The 25,745-nt window shown below is 65.8% G+C and carries 23 protein-coding genes; 2 read left to right on the forward strand and 21 right to left on the reverse strand.

The window, feature by feature from the left end:
- Window positions 1-124 precede the first annotated feature (124 nt).
- From infB to rimP, 4 genes are all read right to left on the reverse strand, one after another.
- The gene (gene infB / locus IVB23_RS21655; protein ID WP_247799918.1) at window positions 125-2,833 is read right to left on the reverse strand and encodes a translation initiation factor IF-2; all 2,709 of its coding nucleotides are present in this window, start codon (window positions 2,831-2,833) and stop codon (window positions 125-127) included.
- A 70-nt stretch (window positions 2,834-2,903) separates the two neighbouring features.
- Complete coding sequence (locus tag IVB23_RS21660; RefSeq protein ID WP_197965332.1) at window positions 2,904-3,587, reverse strand: RNA-binding protein; 684 nt, start codon at window positions 3,585-3,587, stop codon at window positions 2,904-2,906.
- Between the two features lie 23 nt (window positions 3,588-3,610).
- Window positions 3,611-5,221: a transcription termination factor NusA gene (gene nusA / locus IVB23_RS21665; protein WP_061879917.1), complete on the reverse strand. Its 1,611-nt coding sequence runs from the start codon at window positions 5,219-5,221 to the stop codon at window positions 3,611-3,613.
- A gap of 2 nt (window positions 5,222-5,223) precedes the next feature.
- Window positions 5,224-5,979, reverse strand: coding sequence for a ribosome maturation factor RimP (rimP, locus tag IVB23_RS21670; RefSeq protein ID WP_247799919.1), 756 nt, complete (start codon window positions 5,977-5,979; stop codon window positions 5,224-5,226).
- Between the two features lie 371 nt (window positions 5,980-6,350).
- Here rimP and IVB23_RS21675 point away from each other — a divergent pair, with 371 nt between their 5' ends.
- On the forward strand, window positions 6,351-7,433 hold the full coding sequence (locus IVB23_RS21675; RefSeq protein WP_061879915.1) for a DUF2336 domain-containing protein: 1,083 nt from the start codon (window positions 6,351-6,353) through the stop codon (window positions 7,431-7,433).
- Window positions 7,434-7,560: 127 nt separating this feature from the next.
- Here IVB23_RS21675 and trmB read toward each other — a convergent pair whose 3' ends face one another.
- The 16 genes from trmB to murJ all read right to left on the reverse strand — a co-directional run bounded on the left by trmB (window position 7,561) and on the right by murJ (window position 22,766).
- Window positions 7,561-8,262: a tRNA (guanosine(46)-N7)-methyltransferase TrmB gene (gene trmB, locus IVB23_RS21680; RefSeq protein ID WP_247799920.1), complete on the reverse strand. Its 702-nt coding sequence runs from the start codon at window positions 8,260-8,262 to the stop codon at window positions 7,561-7,563.
- Window positions 8,259-9,416 (reverse strand): M20 family metallopeptidase, encoded by a 1,158-nt coding sequence (locus IVB23_RS21685; protein ID WP_247799921.1) that lies wholly within the window; start codon window positions 9,414-9,416, stop codon window positions 8,259-8,261. The genes trmB and IVB23_RS21685 overlap by 4 nt, the downstream gene beginning before the upstream one ends.
- An 86-nt stretch (window positions 9,417-9,502) precedes the next feature.
- Window positions 9,503-9,916 carry a helix-turn-helix domain-containing protein gene (locus IVB23_RS21690; RefSeq protein WP_007603895.1) on the reverse strand — a complete coding sequence of 138 codons (414 nt, stop codon included), beginning with the start codon at window positions 9,914-9,916 and terminating at the stop codon, window positions 9,503-9,505.
- A 218-nt stretch (window positions 9,917-10,134) separates the two neighbouring features.
- Window positions 10,135-11,748 (reverse strand): apolipoprotein N-acyltransferase, encoded by a 1,614-nt coding sequence (gene lnt, locus IVB23_RS21695; RefSeq protein ID WP_247799922.1) that lies wholly within the window; start codon window positions 11,746-11,748, stop codon window positions 10,135-10,137.
- A complete protein-coding gene (locus tag IVB23_RS21700) occupies window positions 11,745-12,863 on the reverse strand; it encodes a hemolysin family protein (protein ID WP_061880266.1) in 1,119 nt (372 codons plus the stop codon). Before IVB23_RS21700 ends, lnt begins: the two co-directional genes overlap by 4 nt.
- A 1-nt stretch (window position 12,864) precedes the next feature.
- Complete coding sequence (ybeY, locus tag IVB23_RS21705; protein WP_061879911.1) at window positions 12,865-13,374, reverse strand: rRNA maturation RNase YbeY; 510 nt, start codon at window positions 13,372-13,374, stop codon at window positions 12,865-12,867.
- A 58-nt stretch (window positions 13,375-13,432) separates the two neighbouring features.
- Window positions 13,433-14,428: a PhoH family protein gene (locus tag IVB23_RS21710; protein ID WP_028176508.1), complete on the reverse strand. Its 996-nt coding sequence runs from the start codon at window positions 14,426-14,428 to the stop codon at window positions 13,433-13,435.
- A 64-nt stretch (window positions 14,429-14,492) separates the two neighbouring features.
- The gene (gene miaB / locus IVB23_RS21715; protein ID WP_247799923.1) at window positions 14,493-15,887 is read right to left on the reverse strand and encodes a tRNA (N6-isopentenyl adenosine(37)-C2)-methylthiotransferase MiaB; all 1,395 of its coding nucleotides are present in this window, start codon (window positions 15,885-15,887) and stop codon (window positions 14,493-14,495) included.
- A 192-nt stretch (window positions 15,888-16,079) separates the two neighbouring features.
- Window positions 16,080-16,760, reverse strand: a complete 681-nt coding sequence (locus tag IVB23_RS21720) for an HAD family hydrolase (protein ID WP_247799924.1) — start codon at window positions 16,758-16,760, stop codon at window positions 16,080-16,082.
- Between the two features lie 99 nt (window positions 16,761-16,859).
- Window positions 16,860-17,315: a Fur family transcriptional regulator gene (locus IVB23_RS21725; protein WP_061879908.1), complete on the reverse strand. Its 456-nt coding sequence runs from the start codon at window positions 17,313-17,315 to the stop codon at window positions 16,860-16,862.
- Window positions 17,316-17,353: 38 nt separating this feature from the next.
- Window positions 17,354-17,839: a ribosomal protein S18-alanine N-acetyltransferase gene (rimI, locus tag IVB23_RS21730; RefSeq protein ID WP_247799925.1), complete on the reverse strand. Its 486-nt coding sequence runs from the start codon at window positions 17,837-17,839 to the stop codon at window positions 17,354-17,356.
- Entirely contained in the window at window positions 17,836-18,531 is a 696-nt protein-coding gene (gene tsaB, locus IVB23_RS21735; RefSeq protein ID WP_247799926.1) for a tRNA (adenosine(37)-N6)-threonylcarbamoyltransferase complex dimerization subunit type 1 TsaB, read from the reverse strand. Before tsaB ends, rimI begins: the two co-directional genes overlap by 4 nt.
- A 202-nt stretch (window positions 18,532-18,733) precedes the next feature.
- Complete coding sequence (locus IVB23_RS21740; protein WP_194390548.1) at window positions 18,734-19,303, reverse strand: NifU family protein; 570 nt, start codon at window positions 19,301-19,303, stop codon at window positions 18,734-18,736.
- A 194-nt stretch (window positions 19,304-19,497) separates the two neighbouring features.
- Window positions 19,498-19,992 carry a universal stress protein gene (locus tag IVB23_RS21745; RefSeq protein WP_061879904.1) on the reverse strand — a complete coding sequence of 165 codons (495 nt, stop codon included), beginning with the start codon at window positions 19,990-19,992 and terminating at the stop codon, window positions 19,498-19,500.
- 106 nt (window positions 19,993-20,098) lie between these two features.
- Window positions 20,099-21,151 (reverse strand): tryptophan--tRNA ligase, encoded by a 1,053-nt coding sequence (gene trpS, locus IVB23_RS21750; protein WP_061880264.1) that lies wholly within the window; start codon window positions 21,149-21,151, stop codon window positions 20,099-20,101.
- 82 nt (window positions 21,152-21,233) lie between these two features.
- The gene (murJ, locus tag IVB23_RS21755) at window positions 21,234-22,766 is read right to left on the reverse strand and encodes a murein biosynthesis integral membrane protein MurJ (protein ID WP_247799927.1); all 1,533 of its coding nucleotides are present in this window, start codon (window positions 22,764-22,766) and stop codon (window positions 21,234-21,236) included.
- Between the two features lie 126 nt (window positions 22,767-22,892).
- On the opposite strand from murJ, the gene IVB23_RS21760 reads away from it, so the two are divergent.
- Entirely contained in the window at window positions 22,893-23,894 is a 1,002-nt protein-coding gene (locus tag IVB23_RS21760) for an adenosine kinase (RefSeq protein ID WP_247799928.1), read from the forward strand.
- Window positions 23,895-24,049: 155 nt separating this feature from the next.
- Here the strand turns inward: IVB23_RS21760 and IVB23_RS21765 are convergent, their stop codons facing one another.
- The gene (locus tag IVB23_RS21765) at window positions 24,050-25,744 is read right to left on the reverse strand and encodes an AMP-binding protein (protein WP_247799929.1); all 1,695 of its coding nucleotides are present in this window, start codon (window positions 25,742-25,744) and stop codon (window positions 24,050-24,052) included.
- Window position 25,745 lies beyond the last annotated feature (1 nt).

Raw genomic sequence — 25,745 nt, forward strand, 5'->3', positions numbered from 1 at the left:
TGGGACACGGGCATTGTCGTTTTCCTGTTGAAACGAAGAGGGGTGGATGGCCGGAAAAATCCGGCCATCGCACTCCCGCAATTTCAGTTCAAAAAAGATCCGAACGCTTCGGTAAGATTTGGACTTACAGGGAGCGCTGGATCGTCTCCACGCGATAGCACTCGATCACGTCACCGGCACGCATGTCGTGATAGCTCTCGAAGGCCATGCCGCATTCCTGGCCCGACTGGACTTCCTTCACTTCGTCCTTGAAGCGCTTCAGCGTCGACAGCTTGCCTTCGTGCACCACGACGTTGTCGCGGATCAGGCGCACATTGGCGCCGCGTTCCACGGTGCCGTCGGTGACGCGGCAGCCGGCGACCTTGCCGACCTTGGAGATGTTGAAGATCTCCAGGATCTCGGCATTGCCCAGCATGGTTTCGCGCAAGGTCGGCGCGAGCAGACCGCTCATCGCCTTCTTCACGTCGTCCACGAGGTCGTAGATGATGTTGTAGTAACGGATCTCGATGCCGTTGCGCTTGGCGGCCGCAGCGGCTTCCTTGTTGGCACGAACCGAGAAGCCGATGATCGCGGCGTTGAAGCCTTCCGCCAGCGTCACGTCGGATTCCGAGATGCCGCCGACGCCGGCATGCAGGATGCGGGCTGCGACTTCGTCGGTGCCGAGCTTCTCCAGCGAGCCGAGGATCGCTTCCAGCGAGCCCTGCACGTCGGCCTTGACGATCAGCGGGAATTCCTTGCGGCCCGCCGTCTTCAATTGCGACATCATCTGCTCGAGCGAGCCGCGCATGCCGGAGATCGAAGCTGCCGCGTTCTCGCGCTTCTGGTGCGCACGGTAGCTGGTGACCTGACGGGCGCGGGCTTCGTTCTCGACCACCGCGAGACGATCGCCGGCCTCCGGCGGACCGTTGAAGCCGAGCACTTCGACCGGCACCGAGGGACCGGCCTCCTGCACCGTCTCGCCCTGATCCGAGATCAAGGCGCGGACACGGCCCATTTCGGCACCGGCGACGATGATGTCGCCGACGCGGAGCGTGCCGCGCTGCACCAGCACGGTCGCGACAGGACCACGGCCGCGATCGAGCTTGGCCTCGATCACGGTGCCCTCGGCCGGACGCTGCGAATTGGTCTTGAGGTCGAGGAGTTCGGCCTGGAGCGCGATCATCTCGAGCAGCTTGTCGAGATTGGTCTTGTTCTTGGCGGACACCTCGACGTCGACGACCTCGCCGCCGAAGGATTCCACCTGCACCTCGTGCTGGAGCAGCTCGGTGCGCACGCGCTCGGGCTTGGCGTCGGGCTTGTCGATCTTGTTGATGGCAACGATGATCGGCACCCGCGCCGCCTTGGCGTGGTTGATGGCTTCGACCGTCTGCGGCATCACGCCGTCATCGGCCGCGACCACCAGCACGACGATGTCGGTGACCTTGGCGCCGCGGGCGCGCATCGCGGTGAATGCGGCGTGGCCGGGCGTATCGATGAAGGTGATCTTCTTGCCGCTTTCGGGCGACACCACCTGATAGGCGCCGATGTGCTGGGTGATGCCGCCGGCCTCGCCGGAGACGACGTTGGCGTGGCGGAGCGCGTCGAGCAGCGAAGTCTTGCCGTGATCGACGTGACCCATCACGGTCACGACGGGCGAGCGCGTTTCGGTATCGGTGGAATCGTCGACGGTGTCGAACAGGCCTTCCTCGACGTCCGACGCGGCAACGCGTTTGACGGTGTGGCCCAGTTCTTCGGCGATCAGCTGCGCGGTGTCGGCGTCGATCACGTCGGTGATCTTGTGCATCGCGCCCTGCTTCATCAGCATGCGGATGACGTCGACCGCGCGCTCGGCCATGCGGTTGGCGAGCTCCTGGATGGTGATCGCTTCCGGAATGACCACCTCGCGGATGAGCTTTTCCTTCGGCTCGTTCGAGGCGTGGCCCTTCAGGCGCTGGGTGCGGCGGCGGAACGAGGCGATCGAGCGCTCGCGCACCTCGTCGGCGTTGAGCGCGGTGACCACGGTGAGGCGGCCGCGCTCCTTCTGCGGGCCGGGCTTGTGGGTGGTCTTGGGCGGAGGCGCGGGACGCGCGGCGCCGCCGGGACCGCGACGGATCTGGCGCGGAGCCTCTTCCTCATCTGGCTCGGCTGCAACTGCGGGGCCGCGACCTGCCGGTGCACCCGGACGCTGCGCGGTCGTCGTTGCGGGACGCGCCGTCGTGGTTCCCGGGCGGGTCGTGGTGGTTCCTGGCCGGGCCGCGGGGGCGCCGGGCCGCGGCGCAGGCGCGGCCGGTGCGGAGGTTGCGGGGCGCGCGGCCGCTGCCGGCTGCTCGCCTTCGCCAAAACGCTTCTTGGCTTCGGTCTCGGCCTTCCGCTTGGCTTCGTCCTCGTGGCGATGGCGCTCGTCCTCGGCCTTGCGGCGGGCTTCGGCGGCTTCGCGCTCGGCGCGTTCGGCGGCCTCGCGGACGGCGCGGCGCTGGGCCTCTTCCTCGGCCTGGCGGCGTTCTTCGACTTCGCGCAGCTTGGCATCGGCCAGCGCGCTGGCGCGGGCCGAACGTTCGTCCTCGGTCAGGGTACGCAGCACCACGCCGGAACCGGCGTTGCGAGGCGGGGCGGGCGGAGCCGGGCGCGACGGCGCAGCGGGTGCCGCCGGCGCCGGCTTTGCAGCCACCTCAGGCGCGTGCGGCTCGGGACCATCGCCAATGCGGCGCTTGCCGCGCTTCTCGACCACGACCTGCTTGCTGCGGCCATGGCTGAAGCTCTGGCGCACGGTCCCCGTTTCGACGCGCGGCTTGAGCGATAGCGTCTTGCTCGGAACGCTCAGCTTCTTGTCGCCAGGGGTCTTGGTATCAACCATTCAGCAGTCCTAATCCTGATTTATCGGTGTTGTGCGTTGCCGCACCGTCCAATTGGGTCGTCGTTGTCTCTCAGAAATCCTGGCCGTGCTTTTCGGCAGTCTTGTCATCGTCCGCCATCCGGTATCGGACCAGCATCTGGCTACGTGACAGGAATGACCTGCTCGCCGGGCCCGCGAGCAGCGCAGCATGTATCACATTTGACCGGGTGAGTGCCAAATCCAATTCTACCGATTTCAGTGCGGTGACGACCGGAATCTGCGGCTCAGCGCCGCGATTTCCGGCATTTTGACGTGCCAGCATGTCCAATTTGCGGATTCCGTCCGCGGCCCCGTCGCTGGCGTGGATCAGGACCTCGACCGTACCCTCCCGAAGCGCGCTCTCGACCTTGCCGAAGCCGGCCACGACCTGGCCCGCCTTGGCGGCGATCCCAAGGGCTTCCGTTACGCTCCGAACCAGGAGCGCCTCGATGTCGGTGGGAAGCGTCTGAGGGATGCGCAGATCGCGCTTGAAAGCCTTGCTAAATTGGTGACGCCGGACGGCTTCCGCAACCACCTTGCGTGAGGCCGTGATCCACATGCCGCGTCCGGGCAGCTTGCGCTTGAGATCGGGAACCACCTCGCCTTGCGGCGATACGACGAAGCGGATCAGCTCGTCGATCGGCCGGACCTCGCGACTGACCGCGCACATGCGCATGGTCGCGGACCTTTCGGTCCGCGGCCCATGATCGAGTTCGCTGTCAATGCTGGCGAGCATCCGGATGACATCCTCCCTGGCCCTTACGCCGGCTGGTCTTCGGTCGCCGCAGCCTCTTCGGCAGGCTTGGCGAGATCGGCTTCGGTGATCCAGCCGGCCTTGACGCGGGCCTGCATGATCATCGCTTCGGCATCGTCACGGGAAATATCGACGCCGTCGAGCGCACCGGCGTGCTTGGTCGGCTCGCTGCCTTCCTTGCGCTCGGTCCAGCCGACCAGATCGTCGGTGGCGCAGCCGGCGAGGTCGTCGACCGACTTGATGTCGTTCTCGCCGAACTTCACCAGCATCTTCGAGGTCACGCCGGGCACGTCCTTGAGCGCGTCCTCGACACCGAGTTCCTTGCGCCTGGCCTCGAGTTCGGCTTCCTGCTGCTCCAGATATTCGCGGGCGCGGTTCTGGAGCTCTTGCGCGGTCTCCTCGTCAAAGCCTTCGATGCCGGCGAGTTCCTTGACGTCCACCATCGCGAGTTCCTCGACCGAGGTGAAGCCTTCGGACGCCAGCAGCTGGCCGACCACTTCGTCGACATTGAGCGATTCCATGAAGACGCGGGTGGAGTTCTCGAAGTCGGCCTGGCGGCGCTCCGATTCCTCCTGCTCGGTCAGGATGTCGATGTCCCAGCCGGTGAGCTGCGAGGCCAGACGCACGTTCTGGCCGCGGCGGCCGATCGCCAGCGAGAGCTGGTTGTTGGTGTCGGGCACCACGACCTCGATGCGCTCGCGGTCCTCGTCGATGACGACCTTGGAGACTTCGGCCGGCGCCAGCGCGTTGACCACGAAGGTCGCGATATCGGGCGACCAGGGGATGATGTCGATCTTCTCGCCCTGCAGTTCGTTCACCACGGCCTGCACGCGCGAGCCGCGCATGCCGACGCAGGCGCCGACCGGATCGACCGAGGAATCGCGGGAAATCACACCGATTTTCGCGCGCGAGCCGGGATCGCGGGCCACCGCCTTGATCTCGACGATGCCGTCGTAGATCTCAGGCACTTCCTGCGCGAACAGTTTCGCCATGAACTGCGGATGAGTGCGGGAGAGGAAGATCTGCGGGCCTCTCGTCTCGCGGCGGACGTCGAAGATGTAGGCGCGGACGCGGTCGCCGTTGCGGAACACTTCGCGCGGCAGCATCTCGTCGCGGCGGATGATGGCCTCGCCACGGCCGAGATCGACGATCACGCTGCCATATTCGACGCGTTTGACGACGCCGTTGACGATGTCGCCGATACGGTCCTTGAATTCCTGGTATTGCCGGTCGCGCTCGGCCTCGCGCACCTTCTGCACGATCACCTGCTTGGCCGATTGCGCAGCGATGCGGCCATATTCCAGCGGCGGCAGGGTGTCGGCGATGGTGTCGCCGACCTGGGCGCCAGGATTGGCGCGCTGCGCGTCGACCAGCGAGATCTGGTTGGAATGGTTTTCGACCTTGTCGACCACCAGCATGTGGCGCGACAGCCGCAACTCGCCCTTCTTCGGGTCGATCTCGGCATGAACGTCGGTTTCGCTGCCGTAACGGGCCCGCGCCGCCTTGGCGATGGCGTCCTCCATCGCCGCGATGACGATGCCGCGGTCGATCGATTTCTCGCGTGCAACGGCGTCCGCGATCTGAAGCAATTCAAGTCGGTTGGCGCTGACTGCCATGGCTAGTCTCCTTGGTCAGGCTCGATCTCGCCCCGCCGCGCGCGTTCGGCGGCCAGGCGATATTTCTTCGTATTGGTCGGGGCCGGCTTCTTCTTCGGCCTGGTGTTTTTGGTGATTTTCTCGCTGATCTTCGCGTGCGGCGCCTGCGGCGGCTCGAGACCGAGATTGCGGCGCATCTCGCGCGCCTCGGCCTTGCCGCGGCGCATGGATTCGGCGATCAGCTCGTCGGTCAGCACCAGCCGGGCATCGCCGATATCCTCCATGGTCAGGAGAACGTCGACTTCGTCACCTGCCTTGACGTCGTCGCGATGCAGGTGCACGCGATCGCCTTCGACGGCACCGAGCGTGCCGCGGAAGCGCTTCCGCCCCTCGTGCGCGACCGCCATCTCGATCTTCACCAGATGCCCGGAATAGCGCTCGAAATCGGAGCGGCGCACCAGCGGGCGGTCGATCCCCGGCGAGGAGATCTCGAGGCGATAGGCGCGGTCGATCGGATCGGCGACGTCGAGCACGGGCGACAGGGCCCGCGAGATCGCCTCGCAATCCTCGATCTGCATCGAGCCGTCCGGCCGCTCGGCCATGATCTGCACGGTGCAGCCGGCTTCGCCGGAAATGCGGATCCGGACCAGGCGATAGCCCATGCCCTGGAGCACGGGAGCAGCCACCGCGGACACCCGTGCCGCGACGCCCGGCTCGACCACGAGCCGCGGCTCGGCCAGCAATTCGGCATCCGTGGAACCAGGGTTCGGCTCGGTCATGTCCAGGGTCAGGGCGCTCGTTGGTTAAGGCTTGGGTTAAGGCTTGGTTACGATTTCAAAGCCCGCTTCGGAACTTTCCCGACAGCGCGTCGGGTCGCATCTTCCGCCAAGCCGCGTTCAGGTAATAAAAAAGAGCGGGTCCTTGCGGCCCCACTCTCACTACGCGGATCGTATGAGAAGATGAATTGGTGGTGATATAGCGCTTTCCGCCCTCCCGGACAAGGCCCATCGCGGCGGGAACGGGGCCTTTTTGCGCCGACCGGCGCACCCTGCGCAACGCTTCTTTCATCAAGCAGGCCTAACTTCCGCGATCGTGGGGCGGCTTGAACCAAGGGCGCACCCGCGGCGTGCCCCGTTCGAGTTGCGTTTCCATGACCGTTGCCACGTCGCTCATTCCTGGATTGGACGATATCGTCAAACGCGGCGATCCGCGGCGACGCGGCGAGATCGCGCGGGCCATCGCCCAGTTGTTCTTCCAGGATGCGGAGAAGCTCCGCCCCGAGTTGATCGATCTCTTCGACAATCTCCTGATCGATCTCGTCCCGCATGCCGAGCTGTCCTCGCGGGTCGATCTGGCCGAGCGCTTCTCGCACCTGAACAACGCGCCGCCGCACCTGGTCAATCAGCTCGCGCGCGAAAACGAGATCATGGTGGCCGGTCCCGTGCTGCGCCGCTCGCCCGTGCTCGACGACGCGGCTCTTGCCGAGATCGCGCGCCTGAAAGGCCAGGGCCATCTCCTGGCGATGACGGAGCGCCCAGCCCTGTCTCCCATCGTCACCGACGTGCTGGTCGAGCGCGGCGATCGCGACGTGGTGCGCCGCGCCGCGGGCAATGCCGGTGCGGTGTTCTCACCAGGCAGCTATTCCGAGATGATCAGGCGCGCGGCCCAGGACGGCGTGCTGACGCTCAAGATCGGCCAGCGCAACGACCTCTCCGGCGAGCACCTGAAACAGCTGCTCGACGGGACGCTCGACGTCATTCGCCGCCGCCTCTCCAGCGTGGTCAATCCCGCGCGCAAGGCCGAGATCAAGCACGCGATGGCGGCGATCGAGGAGGCCGCGCGCCCGCCGGGGCCGCGCCGCGATTTTTCGGGCGCGCAGCGCACGGTGCTCGCCTTGCATCGAGAGGGCCATCTCGGCGAAAGCGCGCTGCTCGGCTTCGCCAAGGCGCACAAATACGAGGAATCGATCGCCTCGCTCTCGGCGATGTCCGGCATTCGCCTCTCGACCCTCGACCGCCTGATCGCGGGCGACCGCTACGATCCGCTTCTGATCCTGGGCCGCGTGCTCAATCTCGGCTGGCCCACGGTGCGTGCGCTCATCCTGCTCTGGTACGGTCCGCAACGCACGCCTGCCGATGCCGACCTCGAGGCCGCGCGCGTGAACTTCACGCGCCTGATGCCGACGACCGCCGAACGCGTCGTGAATTTCTGGCGCAACCGGCGGACGATTTAAAGAACAGGCTTTGTCGTCATGGCCGGGCTTGTCCCGGCCATCCACGTTCTTCGTGCCGCTGAAAGAAAGTACGTGGATGCCCGGGACAAGCCCGGGCATGACGACTGCGGGTGGATCGCGCCAAAAATCACACCCGCCGAAATCGCAAATACGCCGCCTTGCGTCCTTCCCGCGCGGCCTTCCGGCCGTAGCGTGTCATAGTGTAGCCCGGCCATGGCTGGCGGAAATCGTCGGCGCGTTCGGCCAGCCAGACGAAGTCCTGCGAGCGCGCAAGATGCGACAGCGTCCAGGCGCAGTAATCGTCGATGTCGCAGACGAAACGGAACTCGCCGCCGCTTCGGAGCACGCGCGCCATTGCGGCGATCGTCCTGTCCTGGACGAAGCGCCGCTTCCAGTGTCGCCGCTTCGGCCAGGGATCGGGATGGATCAGGTCGATCCGCGACAGCGAAGCCTTCGGAAGCCAGGCCAGCAGCTCGGCGGCATCGCCCGCGAACAGGCGGATATTGCCGATGTTGGCGGCCTCGATCTGCGCGAGAATTTTCGCCATGCCGTTGACGTAGGGTTCGCAGCCGATGAAGCCCGTGGCGGGAAAGTTCTGGGCCTCGGCCGCGAGATGCTCGCCGCCGCCGAAGCCGATCTCGAGCCTGACGTCTTCGGCTGCGGGAGCGAAGATCGCGCGGGCATCCGCCGGCGCCTCACCGTCGATGTCGAGTGCAAGATGCGGCAGCAGCTGCTCGATCAGCCCGGCCTGGTGTTGCCTGAGCTTGTGGCCCTTGCGGCGCCCGAAGAAGGCGCGGTCGCGATCGGGGTCTGATTTGCGTTCGCTCATCGCAGCGTCTGATACAGGCGATGGAGCAGCCGCGCGCGCGGCGCGAGCGACGAGACATAGAGCTGCTCATAATGGGTATGCGCGCCCTTGCCGTCGACGCCGAGCCCGTCGAGCGTCGCGGTGTGTGCGGCGGTGAAATTGCCGTCCGAGCCGCCGCCTGTGTGCGTGTCGATCAGCTCGAAGCCGATCTCCGTGGCGAGCGTCTTCGCATGCTCGTACAGCGAGGCGCCTGCGTTGCTCTTCTCGTAAGGCGGACGATTGAGCTCGCCGGTGACCGTGAAGGTGACACCGTCCGTCTTCGATGTCAGCCCGAGAATCTTGCCGACGAACTCGTCTGCGTCCTTGAGGCTAACCACGCGCAGATCAACTTCGGCATAGGCCTCTTCCGGCGTGACGTTGGGGCGCGTGCCGCCACGCACCACGCCGACATTGACGGTGACGCCGCGCGTCAGATCGTTCATTCCTTCCAGCGCCAGGATGATGTTGGCGAGCTCGCGGACGGCGCTGCGGCCGTCCTCCGGCCGGGAGCCGGCATGCGCCGGCACGCCCTTGACGAACACCCGGAAGCGTCCGACGCCCTTGCGTCCGGTGACGATCTTGCCGCCGTCGCGCGCCGGCTCGGTCACCAGCACATATTTGGCTTTGCGCCCTTCCTTCTCGATCAGCGCACGCGACGTCGGGCTGCCGATCTCCTCGTCGGAGGTGAACAGGTGTGTGATGCCGAGCGGCGAGCGATCGGCCGTCGCGCAAAGCGCGCGAAAGGCGTGATGGGCGATGTAGGCACCGCCCTTCATGTCGTAGATGCCAGGGCCGAACGCGACGTCGCCTTCAACCTTGAACGGCAGGCGCTTGATGAATCCGATGGGATGAACGGTATCGAGATGGCTCAGCACCAGGATGCCCGGTCGGTCCTGGCCCCAATTCGTTCGCGCCACGAGATGATCGCCGCAGCCATCCACGCCGGCGACGCGCTCGAGCGTGACAGGCAGGTCGCGGTATTGCTCCGCGACCAGAGACACCAGCTCGTTGACCTGTTCAGGCGCTTCGGTCGGTGTCTCGATTTCCACCCAGCGGCGGATGCCATCGAGGATGGTTTGGGAATCGAACCAATTGGAGCCGGTCATGAGCGCATCTGTGCCTTTGAATCGCATCATCGAAGCGGGCGCGCATCGAAGCGCGGCCCTAAATGACGACATAGGCCAGATTTGACGCCGTCTCAAATCGCCATCGCGATGGCGATTCAGCGCTTGTCGGGGCCTTCGCGGGCCGCAATCTGCTCGACGAGATCGACGATGGAGCGGCGCATCTTCGAATCGGTGATTCGCGTGAACGCCTTGGTCAAGGCGAGCCCTTCGGAGGTCGCGAGAAAGTCCGAGACGTAAGAGGGCGAGGCGCCTTCGCTGAAGCCATCCGGACCCGGCACGCCGCTCGGGCCGCCTTCGAACAGGAATGACACCGGCACCTGGAGAATCTCGGCGATCTGCTGGATGCGGCTCGCGCCGACCCGGTTGGTGCCCTTCTCGTATTTCTGGACCTGCTGGAAAGTCAGGCCCAAAGCTTCACCAAGCTTCTCCTGGCTCATGCCCAACATGATGCGGCGCATGCGCACGCGACTGCCGACATATTTGTCAACAGGGTTGGGCGCTTTCGACATTTCCTCAGCCCTCCAAACATCACCTTCGGCGCAATCATCAAGCATGCCTCGGGTGCAGCATCGTCAAAACCAAACCCTGTTATTGGGAAACATTGCGGAGAAATTTAGCAACGCACCTCTGTCTTTAGCAGCTGGTGCAGAATGGGGAGCCCGCGTGCAGTCTGTCAACCGTGGGACTACGGTTGTCAAAGGTTTCCGGCTACGCCCATGAGAGGCAATCAGGGATGTCGTTTGGCGACACGGCGGCGGACGGCCACAATCACGGCGAGCGCGACGAGCATGATTGCCGGTACATCACCCACCCGTGCATAGACGGTCGGCGGGATCGCGGCCGGAAGGTTTGCATCCAAAATGCCTTCGATGCCGAGGCCGAGGCTTGCGACCGTGCGTCCGACCGGATCGATCACTGCGGAGATGCCGGTATTGGCGGAGCGGACCAGCGGCAATCCGAGCTCGATCGCGCGCATCCGTGACTGCTCCAGATGCTGATAGGGGCCGGTCGAGATGCCGAACCAGCCGTCGTTGGTGAGGTTCACGATCCAGCCCGGACGTTCGTTGCGTCCGGCCACTTCGCCGGGAAAGATGGCTTCGTAGCAGATCAGCGGCAGCGCCGGTGGTACGCCGGGGACCGGCAGCACATGCCGCACGCTGCCGGCGATGAAGCCGCCACGCACACGCGTCAGCTGCTCGAAACCGAGCTTCTCCATCAACGTCTGGTAGGGGAGAAATTCTCCGAACGGGACCAAATGCACCTTGTCGTACACAGCGAGCACGCTGCCGTCGTGATCGATCACGTAGATCGAGTTATAGGCGCGCGTGATCGGCGTGCCCCGCGGCAGGTCGGGTGCGCGGACCGAGCCCGTGATCAGCACGGTACCCTTGGGCAGGAGGTCGGCGATTTGCGCCATCGCGTCGGCTTCGCGGGTCAGGAAGAACGGAAAGGCGGATTCCGGCCAGATCAGGATGGTGGCATCGCGTACGCCGGTCGATTGCGGGCCGGAGGCGCGGTCCGACAGCGCAAGGTACTTCTTCATCACCTCCGTCTTCGCGGCGTAGTTGAATTTTGCGTCCTGCTGGAGGTTCGGCTGCATCAGGCGCAGCTTGGCGCCTGACACCATCGTGGTTGGATGCAGCGACAGGCGGATTGCGCCGAAGACGCTCATGACGACCAGAAGCGCGACGGCGGCCGCCGGCGCGCGCCACGGCAGGCGGCGATCGGGCGTGCGGTCGATCAGCGTCGCCGGGCTTGCGAAGATCGCAACCGTCAGGAACGTCATGCCCCACAGGCCGATCAGCGACGCCGTCTGGGCCAGCGGCAGCGGCTCGGACAGCGCGTAGCCGAACGCGTTCCAGGGAAAGCCTGTCAGTGCGTGACCGCGCAGCCATTCGCTCATGGTGAGGCTCGCGGCGAGCGCCAGCACGCGCGTGGCGTTCTTGGTCCACAGCAGGCGCGCCAGCGCAAAGCCCATCGCGGTGAAGATCGACAGATAGGCCGGCAGGCCGAGGACGGCGAACGGCGTCAGCCAGGCGAACACGTCGGCGTCGACAAAGAAGGCGTAGCCGATCCAATAGAGGCCGGGCACGAAATAGCCGAGCCCGAACCAGTAGCCGGTCAACGCGGCGGCGGGGACGCCGTCATAGCGGCCGGCGCCGGCGCCGTCGATCAGCCAGACCAGCACCGGGAAGGTGACGAACAGCACCGGGAAGAGGTTGAACGGCGCCAGCGCCAGCACCGACAGCGCCCCGGCCGCCATGGCGATGACGGCGCGCTTCCATCCCCAGGTGAGAATGATGGCGAGCGCAATCTGCCGGAGTCGCTGTGATGGACTCACTGCGGGCCGGTCCCATCGCTCGGTGGCGGCGTGGGCGTGTCGCTGGCCGATGGCTGTCCGCTCTCTGGCGTGGCTTCGCGGCGCCGGCTCTCGCGCTGGGTGCGCGGCGCGGGGCGCTCCTTCCGTGTCGAGATGCGCAGCCGCTTGACCCGGCGCGGATCGGCGTCGAGCACCTCGACCTCGTAGGTGCCCGGACCGGAGATCACCTCGCCGCGCACCGGCAGGCGTCCGACGAAGCTGACGAGATAACCGCCCAGCGTCTCCACCTCCTCGCCGGCTTCGCCGGTGACGAAATCCTCGCCGATCACAGACCGGACGTCGTCGAGGCTGGCGCGGGCGTCGGCGATGAAGGCGTTGTCGGGCAGGCGCACGATCGAGGGTGGCTCGTCGCTGTCGTGCTCGTCGTCGATTTCGCCGACGATCTGCTCGACGATGTCCTCGATCGAGACCAGGCCGTCGCTGCCGCCATATTCGTCGACCACCAGCGCCAGATGGATGCGCGTGGCCTGCATCTGCGCGAGCAGGTCGATCGCCCGCATCGACGGCGGCACGTAGAGCAGCTTGCGGATGATATGCGCATCATGAAGCGGCAGCGCGAGATCGACGGCGCGCAGGTCGAGCCCGGCCGGCAACGGCTTCTTGCGCTTGGTCTTGGTGGCTTCCGATACGCGGGCGCGGGCGGTCATGAAGGCGAGCAGGTCGCGGATGTGGACGATGCCGACGGGATCGTCGAGCGTCTCGTTGAAGACGACGAGGCGGGAATGGCCGGCACTCTCGAAGCGGTCCATCAATTCGCCGAGCGGGATGTCGCGCTTCACTGCGATGATGTCGGCGCGATGCACCATGACGTCGGCGATACGGCGCTCATGCAGGCCGAGAATGTTGCGCAGCATGGTGCGCTCGACCGCGGAGAAGCCGGTGTCGTCGGGCGTCGATGCATCGAGCACGACCTGGAGGTCGTGGCGGACCGAGCCCGCCTTCCAGCCGAACAGCGTCCGGATGGCGCGCAGGAGCCAGCCTTCGGCGGCCGGGCGCATCACCTCGCCATGGGCCACGACGGCGGGCAGATTGCGCGTGTTGCGCGGGTTGTCCTGGACTGGATCGGAATCCGGCATTTCAGTGCGCCCCGGCGCGGTCGGCATAGGGATCGGGGATGCCGAGATGCGCCAGGATCTGCGTCTCCAGCGCTTCCATCTCCTCGGCGTCGCCGTCGTTCTCGTGATCGTAGCCGATCAGATGCAGGAAGCCGTGCACGGCGAGGTGGCTCAAATGGTGCTCGAACGGCTTGTGTTCCTCGTCCGCCTCGCGCCGCATGGTCTCGTAGGCGATCGCGATGTCGCCGAGCATGCGCGGCGCATCGCCCGGCTTCCACCCGCCCTCCGGCTGCAGCGCGGGAAACGACAGCACGTTGGTCGGCTTGTCGATGCCGCGCCAGTTGCTGTTGAGGGTGCGGATGCCGGCGTCATCGGTCAGCATCACAGCCACTTCCGCGTCGGCAACGTCTTCGTCGACGCTCTCGGCGGCGGCCGCCACGGCGCGCTGGATCACGGCTTCGGAATCAGGCTCGCGCTGCCAGCAATCGGCGACGACGAGGACCTCGGTCATGGGCAGGTTGGAATGGGACATTGTGTTGTCTGGGACGAAAGGCGCCGTGCTCGCGCCTCTGGGGTCCGGTGTTGCCTCGTCAGGATTGACCGGTGGCCGGCCGCTGCGGCGAACCTTCGTAGGCGGAGACGATCCGCGCCACGAGTTCGTGGCGGATCACGTCCTCGGCCTTGAAATGAACCTGGGCAATTCCCTCGACGCCGCTCAAGAGGCGGGTCGCCTCGGCCAGGCCCGAAGTCTGGCCGTTCGGCAGGTCGATCTGCGAGGGATCGCCCGTCACGATCATGCGGCTGTTCTCGCCGAGACGCGTCAGGAACATCTTCATCTGCATCGATGTGGTGTTCTGGGCCTCGTCCAGGATGATGGCGGCGTTGGTCAGCGTGCGGCCGCGCATGAAGGCGAGCGGCGCGATCTCGATCTCGCCGGTCTGGAGCGCACGCTCGACGATGCGCGCATCCATGAGGTCGTAGAGCGCATCGTAGATCGGCCGCAGATAAGGATCGACCTTCTCGCGGAGATCGCCAGGGAGAAAGCCGAGCCGCTCGCCGGCTTCCACCGCCGGGCGCGACAGGATGATGCGATCGACCTCCTTGCGCTCGAACAGCTGGGCGGCATGGGCGACGGCGAGCCAGGTCTTGCCGGTGCCGGCGGGGCCGACGCCGAACACCAGCTCGTGCCGCTTCAGCGCGCGGATGTAGGAGTCCTGTGCGGCCGTGCGCGCGCGCACCGGGCGCTTGCGCAAGTTGATGCTGTCGAAGGTCGATTTGGCCGATTTGGCGTCGAACTCGAACAGCGAGCCCTGCGCGATCACGGCGCGGATCGCGCCTTCGACCTCGCCCTGGTCGAGATCCTGTCCCTTCACGGCTTGCGTGTAGAGCATCTCCAGCACGCGCCGCGCGGCGTCGCAGCCATCGCGGCTGCCGCCGATGGTGATGTGGTTGCCCTTGGAATCGACGACCACGCCGAGCCGCCGCTCGATCTGCGCCAGGTGCTGGCCGTAGGGGCCGACCAGCGCGGAAGCGGCGCGGTTGTCGTCGAAGTCGATGACGACCTGGGTCTCGGGCGGAACTTGCATGTCGCGGTCAAATTTGCGGCTGGGAGCGAACGAAGACGAATCCGATGCGCTTTTGGGCAAGGGTTCAGGCTCCAGTGGCTTGCGATAAAGCGGGCTCGCGCGCGCCATGCGGCGTCACGAGCTCGCCGAGAAAGCTGTAGCGTTCGAGGCTGTCGATGCGGACCGGCAGGATTTGTCCGATGATGTCGGGCGAGGCCATGACATGGGCGGGCTGGAGGTACGCGGTGCGGCCGACGATCTGGCCCTCCTTGCGCGCCGGACGCTCGAACAGCACATCGACCGTTGAGCCAATCGCAGCCTTGTTGAAGGCCGATTGCTGGCTGTCGATCAGTTCCTGGAGCCGCTCCAATCGCTGGTCCATCTCGGCGGGGGACACCGTCTCCTGCATGTCCGCGGCCGGCGTTCCCGGCCGGGCGGAGTATTTGAACGAATATGCCGCAGCGTAACCGATTTGCGTGACAAGCGCGAGGGTGGCGAGAAAATCTTGCTCGCTTTCGCCCGGGAAGCCGACGATGAAATCTGATGAAAAAGCAATGTCTTGGCGGGCGGCGCGGAAACGGTCGATGACCCCGAGGTAATCATCGGCGGTATGTTTCCGGTTCATGGCGGCCAGAATCCGGTCCGAGCCCGATTGCACCGGCAGGTGCACGAACGGCATCAGGGCACCGAGATCGCGATGGGCCGCAATCAGACTGTCGTCGACGTCACGCGGATGGCTGGTCGAATAGCGCAGCCGCGCGATGCCGGGAATCTTCGCCAGATGCTCGAGCAGCCGGCCGAGCGGCCAGGTTTTTCCGTCCGGCCCGTCGCCGTGATAGGCGTTGACATTCTGCCCGATCAGCGTGAGCTCGCGCACGCCGTTGTCAGTGAGCCGCTTCACGTCGTCGACGATCTTCGCCACCGGACGCGACACTTCGGCGCCGCGCGTATAAGGCACGACGCAGAAGGTGCAGAACTTGTCGCAGCCTTCTTGCACGGTGACGAAGGCGGAAACGCCGCGGGCGCGGATCGCGTCGGGCTTCGGCTGCGCCAGGAAGCCGAACTTGTCGGCCGCGGGAAACTCGGTCTCGATCGCGCGGCCTTCGCCCGCGGCGCGCTTCAAGAGCTCGGGAAGATGATGATAGCTCTGCGGGCCGACCACGACGTCGACCACAGGTGCCCGGCGCACGATCTCCTCGCCCTCGGCCTGCGCGACGCAGCCCGCCACCGCGATTTTCATCGCGCGGCCCGTACGTGCGGCCTCGTCTTTGGCCACGCGCAGCCGGCCGAGCTCGGAATAGACCTTTTCCGAGGCCTTCTCGCGGATGTGGCAGGTGTTGAGGATGACGAGGTCGGCATCCTCCGCGCTGGCCGTCTCCACGAATCCTTCCGGAGCCAGCGTGTCCACCATGCGCTGGGCATCGTAGACGTTCATCTGGCAGCCATATGATTTGATGTGCAGCTTGCGCGGCGGCGTCATGGAACCCGAAAATGGAGGTGGAGGACGGCCCTCAGATATAGGCTGGAGGGCCGAAAATCCAGCGAATGGGGCCTTGGTCCCGTCATTCCGGGGCGCGACGCAGTCGCGAACCCGGAATCCAGAGGTTTTGGCGCGAAATTCCGGGTTCAAGCGCGTCGCGCGTGCCCCGGAATGACGGTGACATCGCAATAATCAGCCCGCCAGGGCCTTCGCCTCGACCCGCCGGACCAACTCCGGCAGCTGATGCATGTCGGCAAAGGTCAGTTCGGCGCCAGCCTGCCGCAGGGTCTCGGCATGGCCGTTGCCGCAATGGCTGCCTCCGTAAAAGCCGAACACGGTCATTCCCGCTGCCCGCGCGCCGGCAATGCTGGCCAGGCTGTCCTCGATCACGACACAGCGCCCGGGTGGCACGCCCATTTCGCTTGCCGCGAACAGGAACAGGTCCGGTGCCGGCTTGCCGTTCTTCGCCTGGGAGGCCGAGAAGATGTTCGGCGCCAGGCGGTCGTAGAGCCCGGTGCTTCCCAGGCTTACGCGCATGCGCTGGTGCGAGCCGCTCGAGGCGACGCAGACGGCTTGCGTGACGACATCGAGCACATCGTGGATGCCGCGGATCGCTTCCAGGTCGGCCTCGAACGACCGGAACAGCTCATCCTGCAAGTCGCCATGATAGGCCTCGGGCAGCTTGCGGCCGAGCTCGGCCTCGATCTCGAGATTGGCCTGCTTTGTCGACCGGCCGAGGAAGCGCTCGAACACCTGCTCCGACGTGATCGGATAGCCGTGCCGCGTCAGCACGTCCGCATGCGCGCGGCAGGAGATCACCTCGCTGTCCACGAGCACGCCGTCGCAATCGAAGATGATGAGGTCGATGGGCATTCAGTGTGTAACTTGGTTATGGCACTTTGGTGCAGGGCGCGCGACGCCACCTCTCCCCGACGGGGAGAGGTGAAGAGAGGCCGTCGCAAGATTTGTTCATCAATTCGTCGGCTTGTCGTCGTCGAGCGGGACGCAATAGAGCTCGAGTCGGTGATCGACCAGACGGTAGCCGAGCTTGCGGGCGATCTCCGCCTGGAGCTTCTCGATCTCTTCGGAGGTGAACTCGATCACCTTGCCGTCGCGCAGATTGATGAGATGGTCGTGGTGGCTGTCGCGCATCTGCTCGTAGCGCGCGCGGCCCTCGCGGAAATCGTGGCGTTCGATGATGCCGGCATCCTCGAACAGTTTCACGGTGCGGTAGACCGTCGAGATCGAGATCTTGTCGTCGACCGCAACGCAGCGCCGGTAGAGTTCCTCGACGTCGGGATGATCGATCGCTTCCGCAAGCACGCGGGCGATGACGCGGCGCTGCTCGGTCATGCGCATGCCCGTGGCGGCACAGCGCGCCTCGATGTCGGACGCCTTGGATGCAGAGGAAGGTTTCAATGTGGTCATAGCGTTGTCTGCCTGGCGGGCGCTTTCTGCCACCGATGTTACGACAAGTCGCGTCGCATCAGAAGGGCGTTCAATTGTTCCCCGTTGGGCTGCTTATAGTAGCGATCGCGGCGCCCGACCACCACGAATCCGCACCCGTCGTAGAGCCGCCGTGCCGGCTGGTTGTTTTCCTCCACCTCGAGAAATATTGTGCGCACGCCGCGCCCGGCGAGGTGGCCGAGATGGGTCATCAGCAGCGTGCGGGAGAAGCCGCGGCCGCGATAAGCCCCGTCCACCGCAATCGAGAGAATTTCCGCCTCGTCCGCGCCGATCCGCGACACCGCAAAGCCGATCGTCTTGCGGCCGAGACGCAAGCGATGCACCAGCGTGTTGCGCTCGCTGATCATGCCCTCGAATTCGCCTTCGCCCCAGCCGTGCGCGAAGGAGGCGCCGTGCAGCTGCGCGAGCCGCGCGGCATCGCGCAAGGTCGCGGGCTCGACGACGGCACTGCCGCCATGCCACCACTCCGACAGCCATCCCATCATGAGGTTGCGGCTTGCGCCGCGAGCGGCTTCTGTGTCGCCGGCTTTGCATCGGGCGCCTTCAGATAGAACGGCCGCGCCGGCGTGGTGTCGGGATTGGCCGCCGCACCGAGCCAGGCGATCCAGCTGATATCGGGCGCGGGCTGCGCGTCGACCGCAACAGGTTGCGGTCCATCCTTCGGCCAGCGATCGGCGAGGATCCTTGCGGCGTTGCCGACCAGATGCGGCGCGCCGAATTGCGAGGCCGCGATCGCCTCGTCGATGCTGGCGACCTTAGGTCGCACCAGCTGGCTGCCGTCGCCGGCGACGATCTGGAAATAGACGTGATCGTGCCGCGCATCGACTGCGGAGAGCACGGGCGCCGTTCCGCTCTGGCCCACGACGGTGGCGGCATAGGCCGACAAGGTGGTCAGGCCGACGGCCGGCCGCCCGGCCGCGAGCGCAAGGCCGCGCGCCGCCGAAATGCCGACGCGCAGGCCCGTGAAGCTTCCGGGACCGACGTTGACGGCGATGCGATCGAGCGCGGTGAAGGCGAGATTGGCCGATTGCATCACCCGCGCGATCAGCGGCATCAGGGCCTCGGCATGGCCGCGCTTCATCAGCAGCGATTCCTGCGCGCGCAGCTCGGCCGTTTCGGTGTCGAGCACGGCGGCCGCGCAGGCGTCGAGCGCAGTATCGATGGCGAGGATCAGCATGAAAAAGCAAATGGCGAGTGGCGAATGGGGAACAGTCTAGCGGACCAAGCGCCTATCCGCCATTCATCACGCACGATTTGCGGGCCCTCGATATGCCATCCTACGACAACCGTCATTCAGGCGTGGTCCGTAGGACCGAACCCGGAATCTCGAGCTTCCGGGTCTGGTGCTAACGCACCATCCCGGAATGACGACTTCGTCGTCACATCGGTCGGACTTCGACCACGTCGGGCACGAAGTGCTTGAGCAGGTTCTGGATGCCGTGCTGGAGCGTCGCCGTCGATGACGGGCAGCCGGAGCAGGCGCCCTTCATGTTGAGATAGACGATGCCGTCCTTGAAGCCGCGGAAGGTGATGTCGCCGCCGTCGTTGGCGACGGCCGGCCGCACCCGGGTCTCGATCAGATCCTTGATCATGTCGACCGTCTCGGCATCGGCCTCGTCGAAGAACTCGTCCTCGTCGTCGAGATCGGCATCGCCCTGCGCTGCGCCGTCGGCAAGCAGCGGCGCGCCCGACATGTAGTGCTCCATGATGGCACCCAGGATCGCGGGCTTGAGCTGCTGCCATTCACCGCTCGCCTTGGTCACGGTGATGAAGTCCGATCCGTAGAACACGCCGGTGACGCCGGGCACGTCGAACAGCTTTTCGGCGAGCGGCGAACGGCCTGCGGCTTCGCGGCTGGAAAACTCCACGGGGCTGCCGTCGACCACGACGCGGCCGGGAATGAACTTCAGCGTGGCGGGATTGGGGGTGGCTTCGGTTTGAATGAACATGGTTTTCTCCAGACGTCGCCGGTTCAAGGCCGGCGCGTGCCTATCCACTAGCAGATGGCGACGGGGAACGCACGATCAAGGGGAGAGGGAACTGTTTCGTTGTCATATCAGTAGGTTAGGGTGCCGAAATCGCCAATCGTCGTGGCCCAGCCTGACCCGGCCATCCACTGACGGCCGCCTCCGAGACCGAGGACCTACGACAGCGAATCCACGCTTTCGTCGCTCAGCGCGCCCGAGATGATGGTCACCGGCACCGGGAATGCGCCCAACTCGTGCGCCAGCAACCCGACCAGCGGCCCCGGCCCTTCCGCGCCGGGACTGGCAGCCAGCACCAGCATCGCGATGTCGGGGTCCTCATCGATCACTGCGAGCAGCTGTTCCATCGCGGCGCCTTCGCGGATCACCCGTTCCGGCGTGATCGCGGCGATGCCGTTGGCGCGGCCGGCGGCGCGGTCGAGCGCGGCCTCCGCCGCTTCCTGGGCCTCGGCGCGCATGATGTCGGCGACGCCAAGCCATTCCTGGCTCTGCTGCTCAGGCTCGATGATGCGCAGCATCACCACGCCGCCGCCGGCGCGGATCGCCCAGCGGCTGGCGTAATAGACGGCGCGATCCCATTCGGCGGTGTCATCGACGATGACGAGGCATTTGGGCTTGTGGCCCGGCTCGTAGCAAAGTCGCTTGCTGGTCATGCATGTCCCGGAATGTGCATGGGGACCATGCTGCCACACTCCCGCGATGTTTGGGAGAGGCGAAGCGGCTGGCGCCGTGGCGCCAGCCGGTGTTGCGAAGCGCGCCTTAGCGCCGGCGGATGAAGCCGACGATGTCCTTGGAGAGCTTCATCGTCTCGTCGGCGATGGCGCGGGCCCGGTCGGAGCCGTCGATGAGGATCGCGTCGATATGGCCGGGGTCGGCGACGAGGCGCTTCATCTCGCCGGCGATCGGCGCGAGCTTGGTGACGCAGAGCTCCGCCAGCGCGTTCTTGAAGCTGGAGAACTGGCCGCCGCCGAACTCGCGGAGCACCTCGGCCTTGGAGCGGCCGGAGAGCGCGGCGAAGATGCCGACGAGGTTGTCGGCCTCGGGGCGGGCTTCCAGGCCCTTTTCCTCCGTCGGCAGCGGCTCCGGATCGGTCTTCGCCTTGCGGATCTTCTGCGCGATGGTGTCGGCGTCGTCGGTGAGGTTGATGCGCGAATTGTCGGAGGCGTCCGACTTCGACATCTTCTTGGTGCCGTCGCGCAGGCTCATCACACGCGTCGCCGGGCCGGTGATCAAGGGTTCCGGCAGTGGGAAGAACAGCCCGTCATTGTTGCCCTGGGCGCGGATGGAGTCGCCGAAGTCGTTGTTGAACTTCTGCGCGATGTCGCGCGAGAGCTCCAGATGCTGCTTCTGGTCCTCGCCGACCGGAACGTGGGTGGCGCGGTACACCAGGATGTCGGCGGCCATCAGCACAGGGTAGTCGAACAGGCCAACGGACGCGTTCTCGCGGTCCTTGCCGGCCTTCTCCTTGAACTGGGTCATGCGGCCGAGCCAGCCCATCCGGGCGACGCAGTTGAAGATCCAGGCGAGCTCGGCATGGCCCGAGACCTGGCTCTGGTTGAACACGATGTGCTTCTTGGGATCGATGCCGGCCGCGATGAACGCGGCGGTCACCTCGCGGGTGTTGCGCGTGAGCTCGGCCGGGCCGCCCCAGACGTCGACGCCCTGCGTGATCGCGTGCATGTCGACGACGCAATAGATGCAGTTGTGGGTTTCCTGCATCTTCACGAAGTTGACGATCGCGCCGAGATAATTGCCGAGGTGCAGATTGCCCGTCGGCTGGACGCCCGAAAAGACCCGTTCAACGAATGGCATGGTCAGCCTTCCCATAGGTATTCGGCCGTCGTTTCCAACAGCGGCGCTGCCCCGTCAAGGGTCTTTCGCTGGGCTCGCGGGTTTAGCTGGGTCGTTTCAGTGCGTTAACCGCCTCGCGCCAGGAGGCGGCGCCGAGGATCTGCAGCAGCAGGCCGTAGACGGCGATCCCGGCCGCGATCTGCAAAGCCAGCACGACGAATTTGATGAAACCATGAGTCTCGGCCGGCACCAGTCCCGCGGTCAGCCAGAGCAGGGCGCCCATGGCGATCGCGGCCAGCACGATCCGCGGCAATCGCGTGCGGGCGCTGGCGTCGATCGAGAAGCCGAACGCGCTGGTGCCCTTGCCGAGCAGCGAGAGCGCGCTGCTCCAGGCGCCGGCCGCGATGCTCGCCGCGATCCCGCTGGTGCCGAAGAAATGACCGAGCAGCACGGCGAGAGCGACTGCGACCACAAAGCCTTTGGCGGTGGCCATGAGTGGCGTCATCGTGTCGCTGCGGGCATAGAACGCCGGCGACAACGCCTTGATCAGCACGTGCGCCGGCAGGCCCAGCGCCAGCCACATCAACGCATGCGCCGTCGCCGCACTGTCATGCGCGCCAAACGCGCCATGCTCGAACAGCAGCCGCACGATCGGCTCGGCCAGCACGATCAGACCAAGCGTCGCCGGCAGCGCCAGCCCGGCTGCAAGCTCCAGCGCGCGCGATTCGGCATGCGCCACCGCGTCGCGATCGGAGCTAGCGACGGCGCGTGTCAGCTCCGGCACCAGCACCGTGCCCATGGCGACGCCGACGATGCCGAGCGGCAGCTCGATCAGGCGGTTGGCGAAATACAGCCAGGACACCGCCGATGGTGTCGCGGAGGCGATGATCGCGCCCGCGACCATCAGCCATTGCGGGCCCGAGCTTGCGAGCATGCCGGGGATCGCCTTGGCGAAGAAGCCGCGCATCTCCTTGTCGAAACTGGCGCGTAGCGGCGTCGCAAGATGCGCGCTTCGCTGCGACAGCAGCATCAGGAGTTGCAGCAGGCCGGCGATGCCGACGGTGGCCGCCAACACCCACGCAGCGAAACCGGCGTCAGCCCGCCAGACCAGCAGCACCGCGATCGCGGCGATCAGCGCGATGTTGAACAACAGGGGCGAGAACGCCGTCAGCGCGAAGCGGCCCTGCGCATTGAGCAATCCCATCAGCACGGTGACCGGGCCGGCAAAGGCGAGGTAGGGCAGCATCAGCCGCGCACTCTCGACCGCGCGATCGAGCGTGCCGCTGCCAAGGAAGCCCGGTGCGACGACCGTGATGACCAGCGGCATCAGCAATGCGAGCAGGATGGAGATCGCGATCAGGGCCGCGCTGACCGTGCCGAGCACGCGCCCGGCGAACGCCGCTGCGGCTGCCGCCCCGTCGCGATCCCTGATGCGCAGCCAGGCCGGGATCAGCGCCGCGTTCAGCGCGCCCTCGCTGAGCAGCCGGCGCACCACGTTGACCAGCTGAAACGCCGCGAGAAACGCATCTGCCACGGCGCCGGTGCCGAGCAGCGCCGCAATCATGGAATCGCGGGCAAAACCCAGCAGCCGCGAGGCCAGCGTTCCCGTCGAGACGGTGAGGAAGGAGCGGATCATCGGCCCTTTATCATACCGTTGCTTGCCCGCGCCGGCCCGGTCATGATAGGCCGCGAGCTTGGATTTCAGGCCGACAGGAAGCGGATTTCCGTAAGGTCCGCAATCCGGCAAACAGGATCAAGGTGAATGGCTGACGTGAAATATGACGTTCTCGGCATCGGCAACGCGCTGTTCGACGTGCTGGTCAGGACCGACGAGGCCTTTCTGGCCAGGCATGGCATGGCCAAGGGCAGCATGTCGCTGATCGACGAGGCGCGCGCGGCCGCCATCTACAAGGACATGGGTCCGGCCACGGAAGTCTCGGGTGGCTCGGCCGCCAACACCATCGTCGGCATCGGCAGCCTGGGGGCACGCGCCGCCTATGTCGGCAAGGTCAAGGACGACCAGATCGGCAAGCTCTATGTCCATGACATCCGCGCCGCCGGCGTCGCCTTCAACACGCCCGCCGCAAAGGACGGCCCCGCCACCGGCTGCTCCTACATCCTGGTCACCGGCGACGGCGAGCGCACGATGAACACCTATCTCGGCGCGGCGCAGGACCTGTCGCCCGCCGATATCGACCCGGCCGAGATCGCGAGCGCCGGCATCGTCTATCTCGAGGGCTATCTCTGGGACCCCAAGAACGCCAAGGATGCCTTCGTCAAGGCGGCCAAGATCGCCCATGACGCCAGGCGCAAGGTGGCGCTGACGCTGTCGGATTCCTTCTGCGTCGACCGCTATCGCGACGAGTTTCTCTCGTTGATGCGTAACGGCACCGTCGACATCGTCTTCGCCAACGAATCCGAGCTGCATTCGCTCTACATGACTTCGGACTTCGACACCGCGCTGAAGCAGCTGCGCAATGACGTCAATCTCGGCGTCGTCACCCGCAGCGAGAAGGGCTGCATGGTGGTCTCGGTGGAAGACGCCGTTGCCGCGCCGGCGTTCCCGGTCGACAAGGTGGTCGACACCACCGGCGCCGGCGATCTCTTCGCTGCCGGCTTCCTGTTCGGCCTGGCACGCAATCTCGCCTACAAGCAGTGCGGCGAACTCGGCGCACTCGCCGCCGCCGAAGTGATTCAGCACATCGGTGCCCGCCCGCAGGTGTCGTTGAAGGAGCTGGCGCAACAGCGCGGTCTCACGGCATAGACGAAGTCGCGCCCATCCTCAGCTGTCATCGCCCGGCGAAGACCGGGCGATCCAGTACTCCGAGCAGGCTGTGATCGATCGAGAAGCCGCGGCGTACTGGATTCCCCGCCTGCGCGGGGAATGACAGCCATCGTGTAGGGAGAGCACTCAACCCCTCACGCCGTCTTGGCCGCCTTCAATCCCAGCCGCTGCTCCACCGTATCCCGCATCACGAATTTCTGGATCTTGCCCGTCACCGTCATCGGAAACTCGTCGACGAACTCGACATAGCGTGGAATCTTGTTGTGGGCGATCTGGCCGTCGCAGAAGGCGCGGACCTCCTCGGCCGTCAGCGTCTCGCCCGATCTGACGCGGACCCAGGCGCAGAGCTCCTCACCATAGCGGCTATCCGCCACGCCGAAGATCTGCACGTCCTGGATCTTGGGGTGACGATAGAGAAACTCCTCGATCTCGCGCGGATAGAGGTTTTCGCCGCCGCGGATCACCATGTCCTTGATGCGGCCGACGATGTTGCAATAGCCCTCGTCGTCGATGGTGGCGAGGTCGCCGGTGTGCATCCAGCCGTTCGCATCGAGCACGTCGGCGGTCTTCTCGCTCTCCTCCCAATAGCCCAGCATGACGCTGTAGCCGCGGGTACACAGCTCGCCCCGCTCGCCGCGCTTGACGATCTTGCCCTCGAGATCGACGACCTTGACCTCGACATGCGGATGGATCCGTCCGACCGTGGAGACTCGGCGCTCCAGCGGATCGTCCACCGCGCTCTGGAAGCTGACCGGACTGGTCTCGGTCATGCCGTAGGCGATGGTGACCTCGCGCATGTTCATCTCGGTGTTGACGCGCTTCATCACCTTGATCGGGCAGGGGGCGCCGGCCATGATGCCGGTGCGCAGCGACTTCAGGTCGAACGCGGCGAATTCGGGGTGATCGAGTTCGGCGATAAACATCGTCGGCACGCCGTAGAGCGCCGTGCATTTCTCCTGCTCGATCGTGCGCAGCGTCGCAAGCGGGTCAAAACCCTCGCCGGGATAAACCATCGCGGCGCCGAGCGTGACGGAAGCGAGGTTGCCCATCACCATGCCGAAGCAATGATAGAGCGGCACCGGAATGCAGATGCGGTCCTGCTCGGTGAGGCGCATCGCGCGGCCGGTGAAATAGCCGTTGTTGAGGATGTTGTGGTGGGTCAGCGTCACCCCCTTGGGCGATCCCGTCGTGCCACTGGTGAACTGGATGTTGACGGGATCGTCGAATTGCAGGGCGGCGCCGAGCGCGGCCAATTGCTGACGGTGCCGGTCGCCGCCCATGCGCGCGACCTCGTCGAAGGCAATCGTGCCCGGTGCGGCCGGGCTGCCGATCTGGATGACATTGCGGAGGGCAGGCAGCCGTGCCGCATGCAGCTGTCCGGGCTTGGCGGATGACAACTCCGGCAACAGCGTGTTGAGCATCTCCATGTAATTGCTGGTCTTGAACGCCGTTGCGGCGACGATCGCGGTGCACCCGACCTTGCGAAGCGCAAATTCCAGCTCGCTGAGCCGGTAGGCCGGATTGATCGTCACCAGGATCAGGCCGGCCTTGGCGGCGGCGAACTGGGTCAGCGTCCATTCGGGCCGGTTCAACGACCAGATGCCGATCCGCTGGCCCCGCTCGAGCCCGAGCGCAAGAAAGCCGGCGGCGAGCGCATCAACCCGTTCGGCGAATTCCGACCAGGTCCATCGCACGCCGTGGCTGGGCGAGACCAGCGCCTCGCGATTGCCCCAGCGCTGCGCGGCCAGGTCGAGACTCCGGCCGATCGTGTGGCCGAGCAGCGGCGCATCCGAGATGCCGCAAACGTAGCTGTCCGCTTTATCTGACACG

This window comes from Bradyrhizobium sp. 191 (assembly GCF_023100985.1).
Taxonomy (GTDB): domain Bacteria; phylum Pseudomonadota; class Alphaproteobacteria; order Rhizobiales; family Xanthobacteraceae; genus Bradyrhizobium; species Bradyrhizobium diversitatis.

What these genes read in the sequence shown, in the direction of transcription:
- infB (WP_247799918.1), bottom strand. Translation starts at nt 2,833, where the DNA reads ATGGTTGATACCAAGACCCCTGGCGACAAGAAGCTGAGCGTTCCGAGC.
- IVB23_RS21660 (WP_197965332.1), bottom strand. Translation starts at nt 3,587, where the DNA reads ATGCTCGCCAGCATTGACAGCGAACTCGATCATGGGCCGCGGACCGAA.
- nusA (WP_061879917.1), bottom strand. Translation starts at nt 5,221, where the DNA reads ATGGCAGTCAGCGCCAACCGACTTGAATTGCTTCAGATCGCGGACGCC.
- rimP (WP_247799919.1), bottom strand. Translation starts at nt 5,979, where the DNA reads ATGACCGAGCCGAACCCTGGTTCCACGGATGCCGAATTGCTGGCCGAG.
- IVB23_RS21675 (WP_061879915.1), top strand. Translation starts at nt 6,351, where the DNA reads ATGACCGTTGCCACGTCGCTCATTCCTGGATTGGACGATATCGTCAAA.
- trmB (WP_247799920.1), bottom strand. Translation starts at nt 8,262, where the DNA reads ATGAGCGAACGCAAATCAGACCCCGATCGCGACCGCGCCTTCTTCGGG.
- IVB23_RS21685 (WP_247799921.1), bottom strand. Translation starts at nt 9,416, where the DNA reads ATGATGCGATTCAAAGGCACAGATGCGCTCATGACCGGCTCCAATTGG.
- IVB23_RS21690 (WP_007603895.1), bottom strand. Translation starts at nt 9,916, where the DNA reads ATGTCGAAAGCGCCCAACCCTGTTGACAAATATGTCGGCAGTCGCGTG.
- IVB23_RS21700 (WP_061880266.1), bottom strand. Translation starts at nt 12,863, where the DNA reads ATGCCGGATTCCGATCCAGTCCAGGACAACCCGCGCAACACGCGCAAT.
- ybeY (WP_061879911.1), bottom strand. Translation starts at nt 13,374, where the DNA reads ATGTCCCATTCCAACCTGCCCATGACCGAGGTCCTCGTCGTCGCCGAT.
- IVB23_RS21710 (WP_028176508.1), bottom strand. Translation starts at nt 14,428, where the DNA reads ATGCAAGTTCCGCCCGAGACCCAGGTCGTCATCGACTTCGACGACAAC.
- miaB (WP_247799923.1), bottom strand. Translation starts at nt 15,887, where the DNA reads ATGACGCCGCCGCGCAAGCTGCACATCAAATCATATGGCTGCCAGATG.
- IVB23_RS21720 (WP_247799924.1), bottom strand. Translation starts at nt 16,760, where the DNA reads ATGCCCATCGACCTCATCATCTTCGATTGCGACGGCGTGCTCGTGGAC.
- IVB23_RS21725 (WP_061879908.1), bottom strand. Translation starts at nt 17,315, where the DNA reads ATGACCACATTGAAACCTTCCTCTGCATCCAAGGCGTCCGACATCGAG.
- rimI (WP_247799925.1), bottom strand. Translation starts at nt 17,839, where the DNA reads ATGATGGGATGGCTGTCGGAGTGGTGGCATGGCGGCAGTGCCGTCGTC.
- tsaB (WP_247799926.1), bottom strand. Translation starts at nt 18,531, where the DNA reads ATGCTGATCCTCGCCATCGATACTGCGCTCGACGCCTGCGCGGCCGCC.
- IVB23_RS21740 (WP_194390548.1), bottom strand. Translation starts at nt 19,303, where the DNA reads ATGTTCATTCAAACCGAAGCCACCCCCAATCCCGCCACGCTGAAGTTC.
- IVB23_RS21745 (WP_061879904.1), bottom strand. Translation starts at nt 19,992, where the DNA reads ATGACCAGCAAGCGACTTTGCTACGAGCCGGGCCACAAGCCCAAATGC.
- trpS (WP_061880264.1), bottom strand. Translation starts at nt 21,151, where the DNA reads ATGCCATTCGTTGAACGGGTCTTTTCGGGCGTCCAGCCGACGGGCAAT.
- murJ (WP_247799927.1), bottom strand. Translation starts at nt 22,766, where the DNA reads ATGATCCGCTCCTTCCTCACCGTCTCGACGGGAACGCTGGCCTCGCGG.
- IVB23_RS21760 (WP_247799928.1), top strand. Translation starts at nt 22,893, where the DNA reads ATGGCTGACGTGAAATATGACGTTCTCGGCATCGGCAACGCGCTGTTC.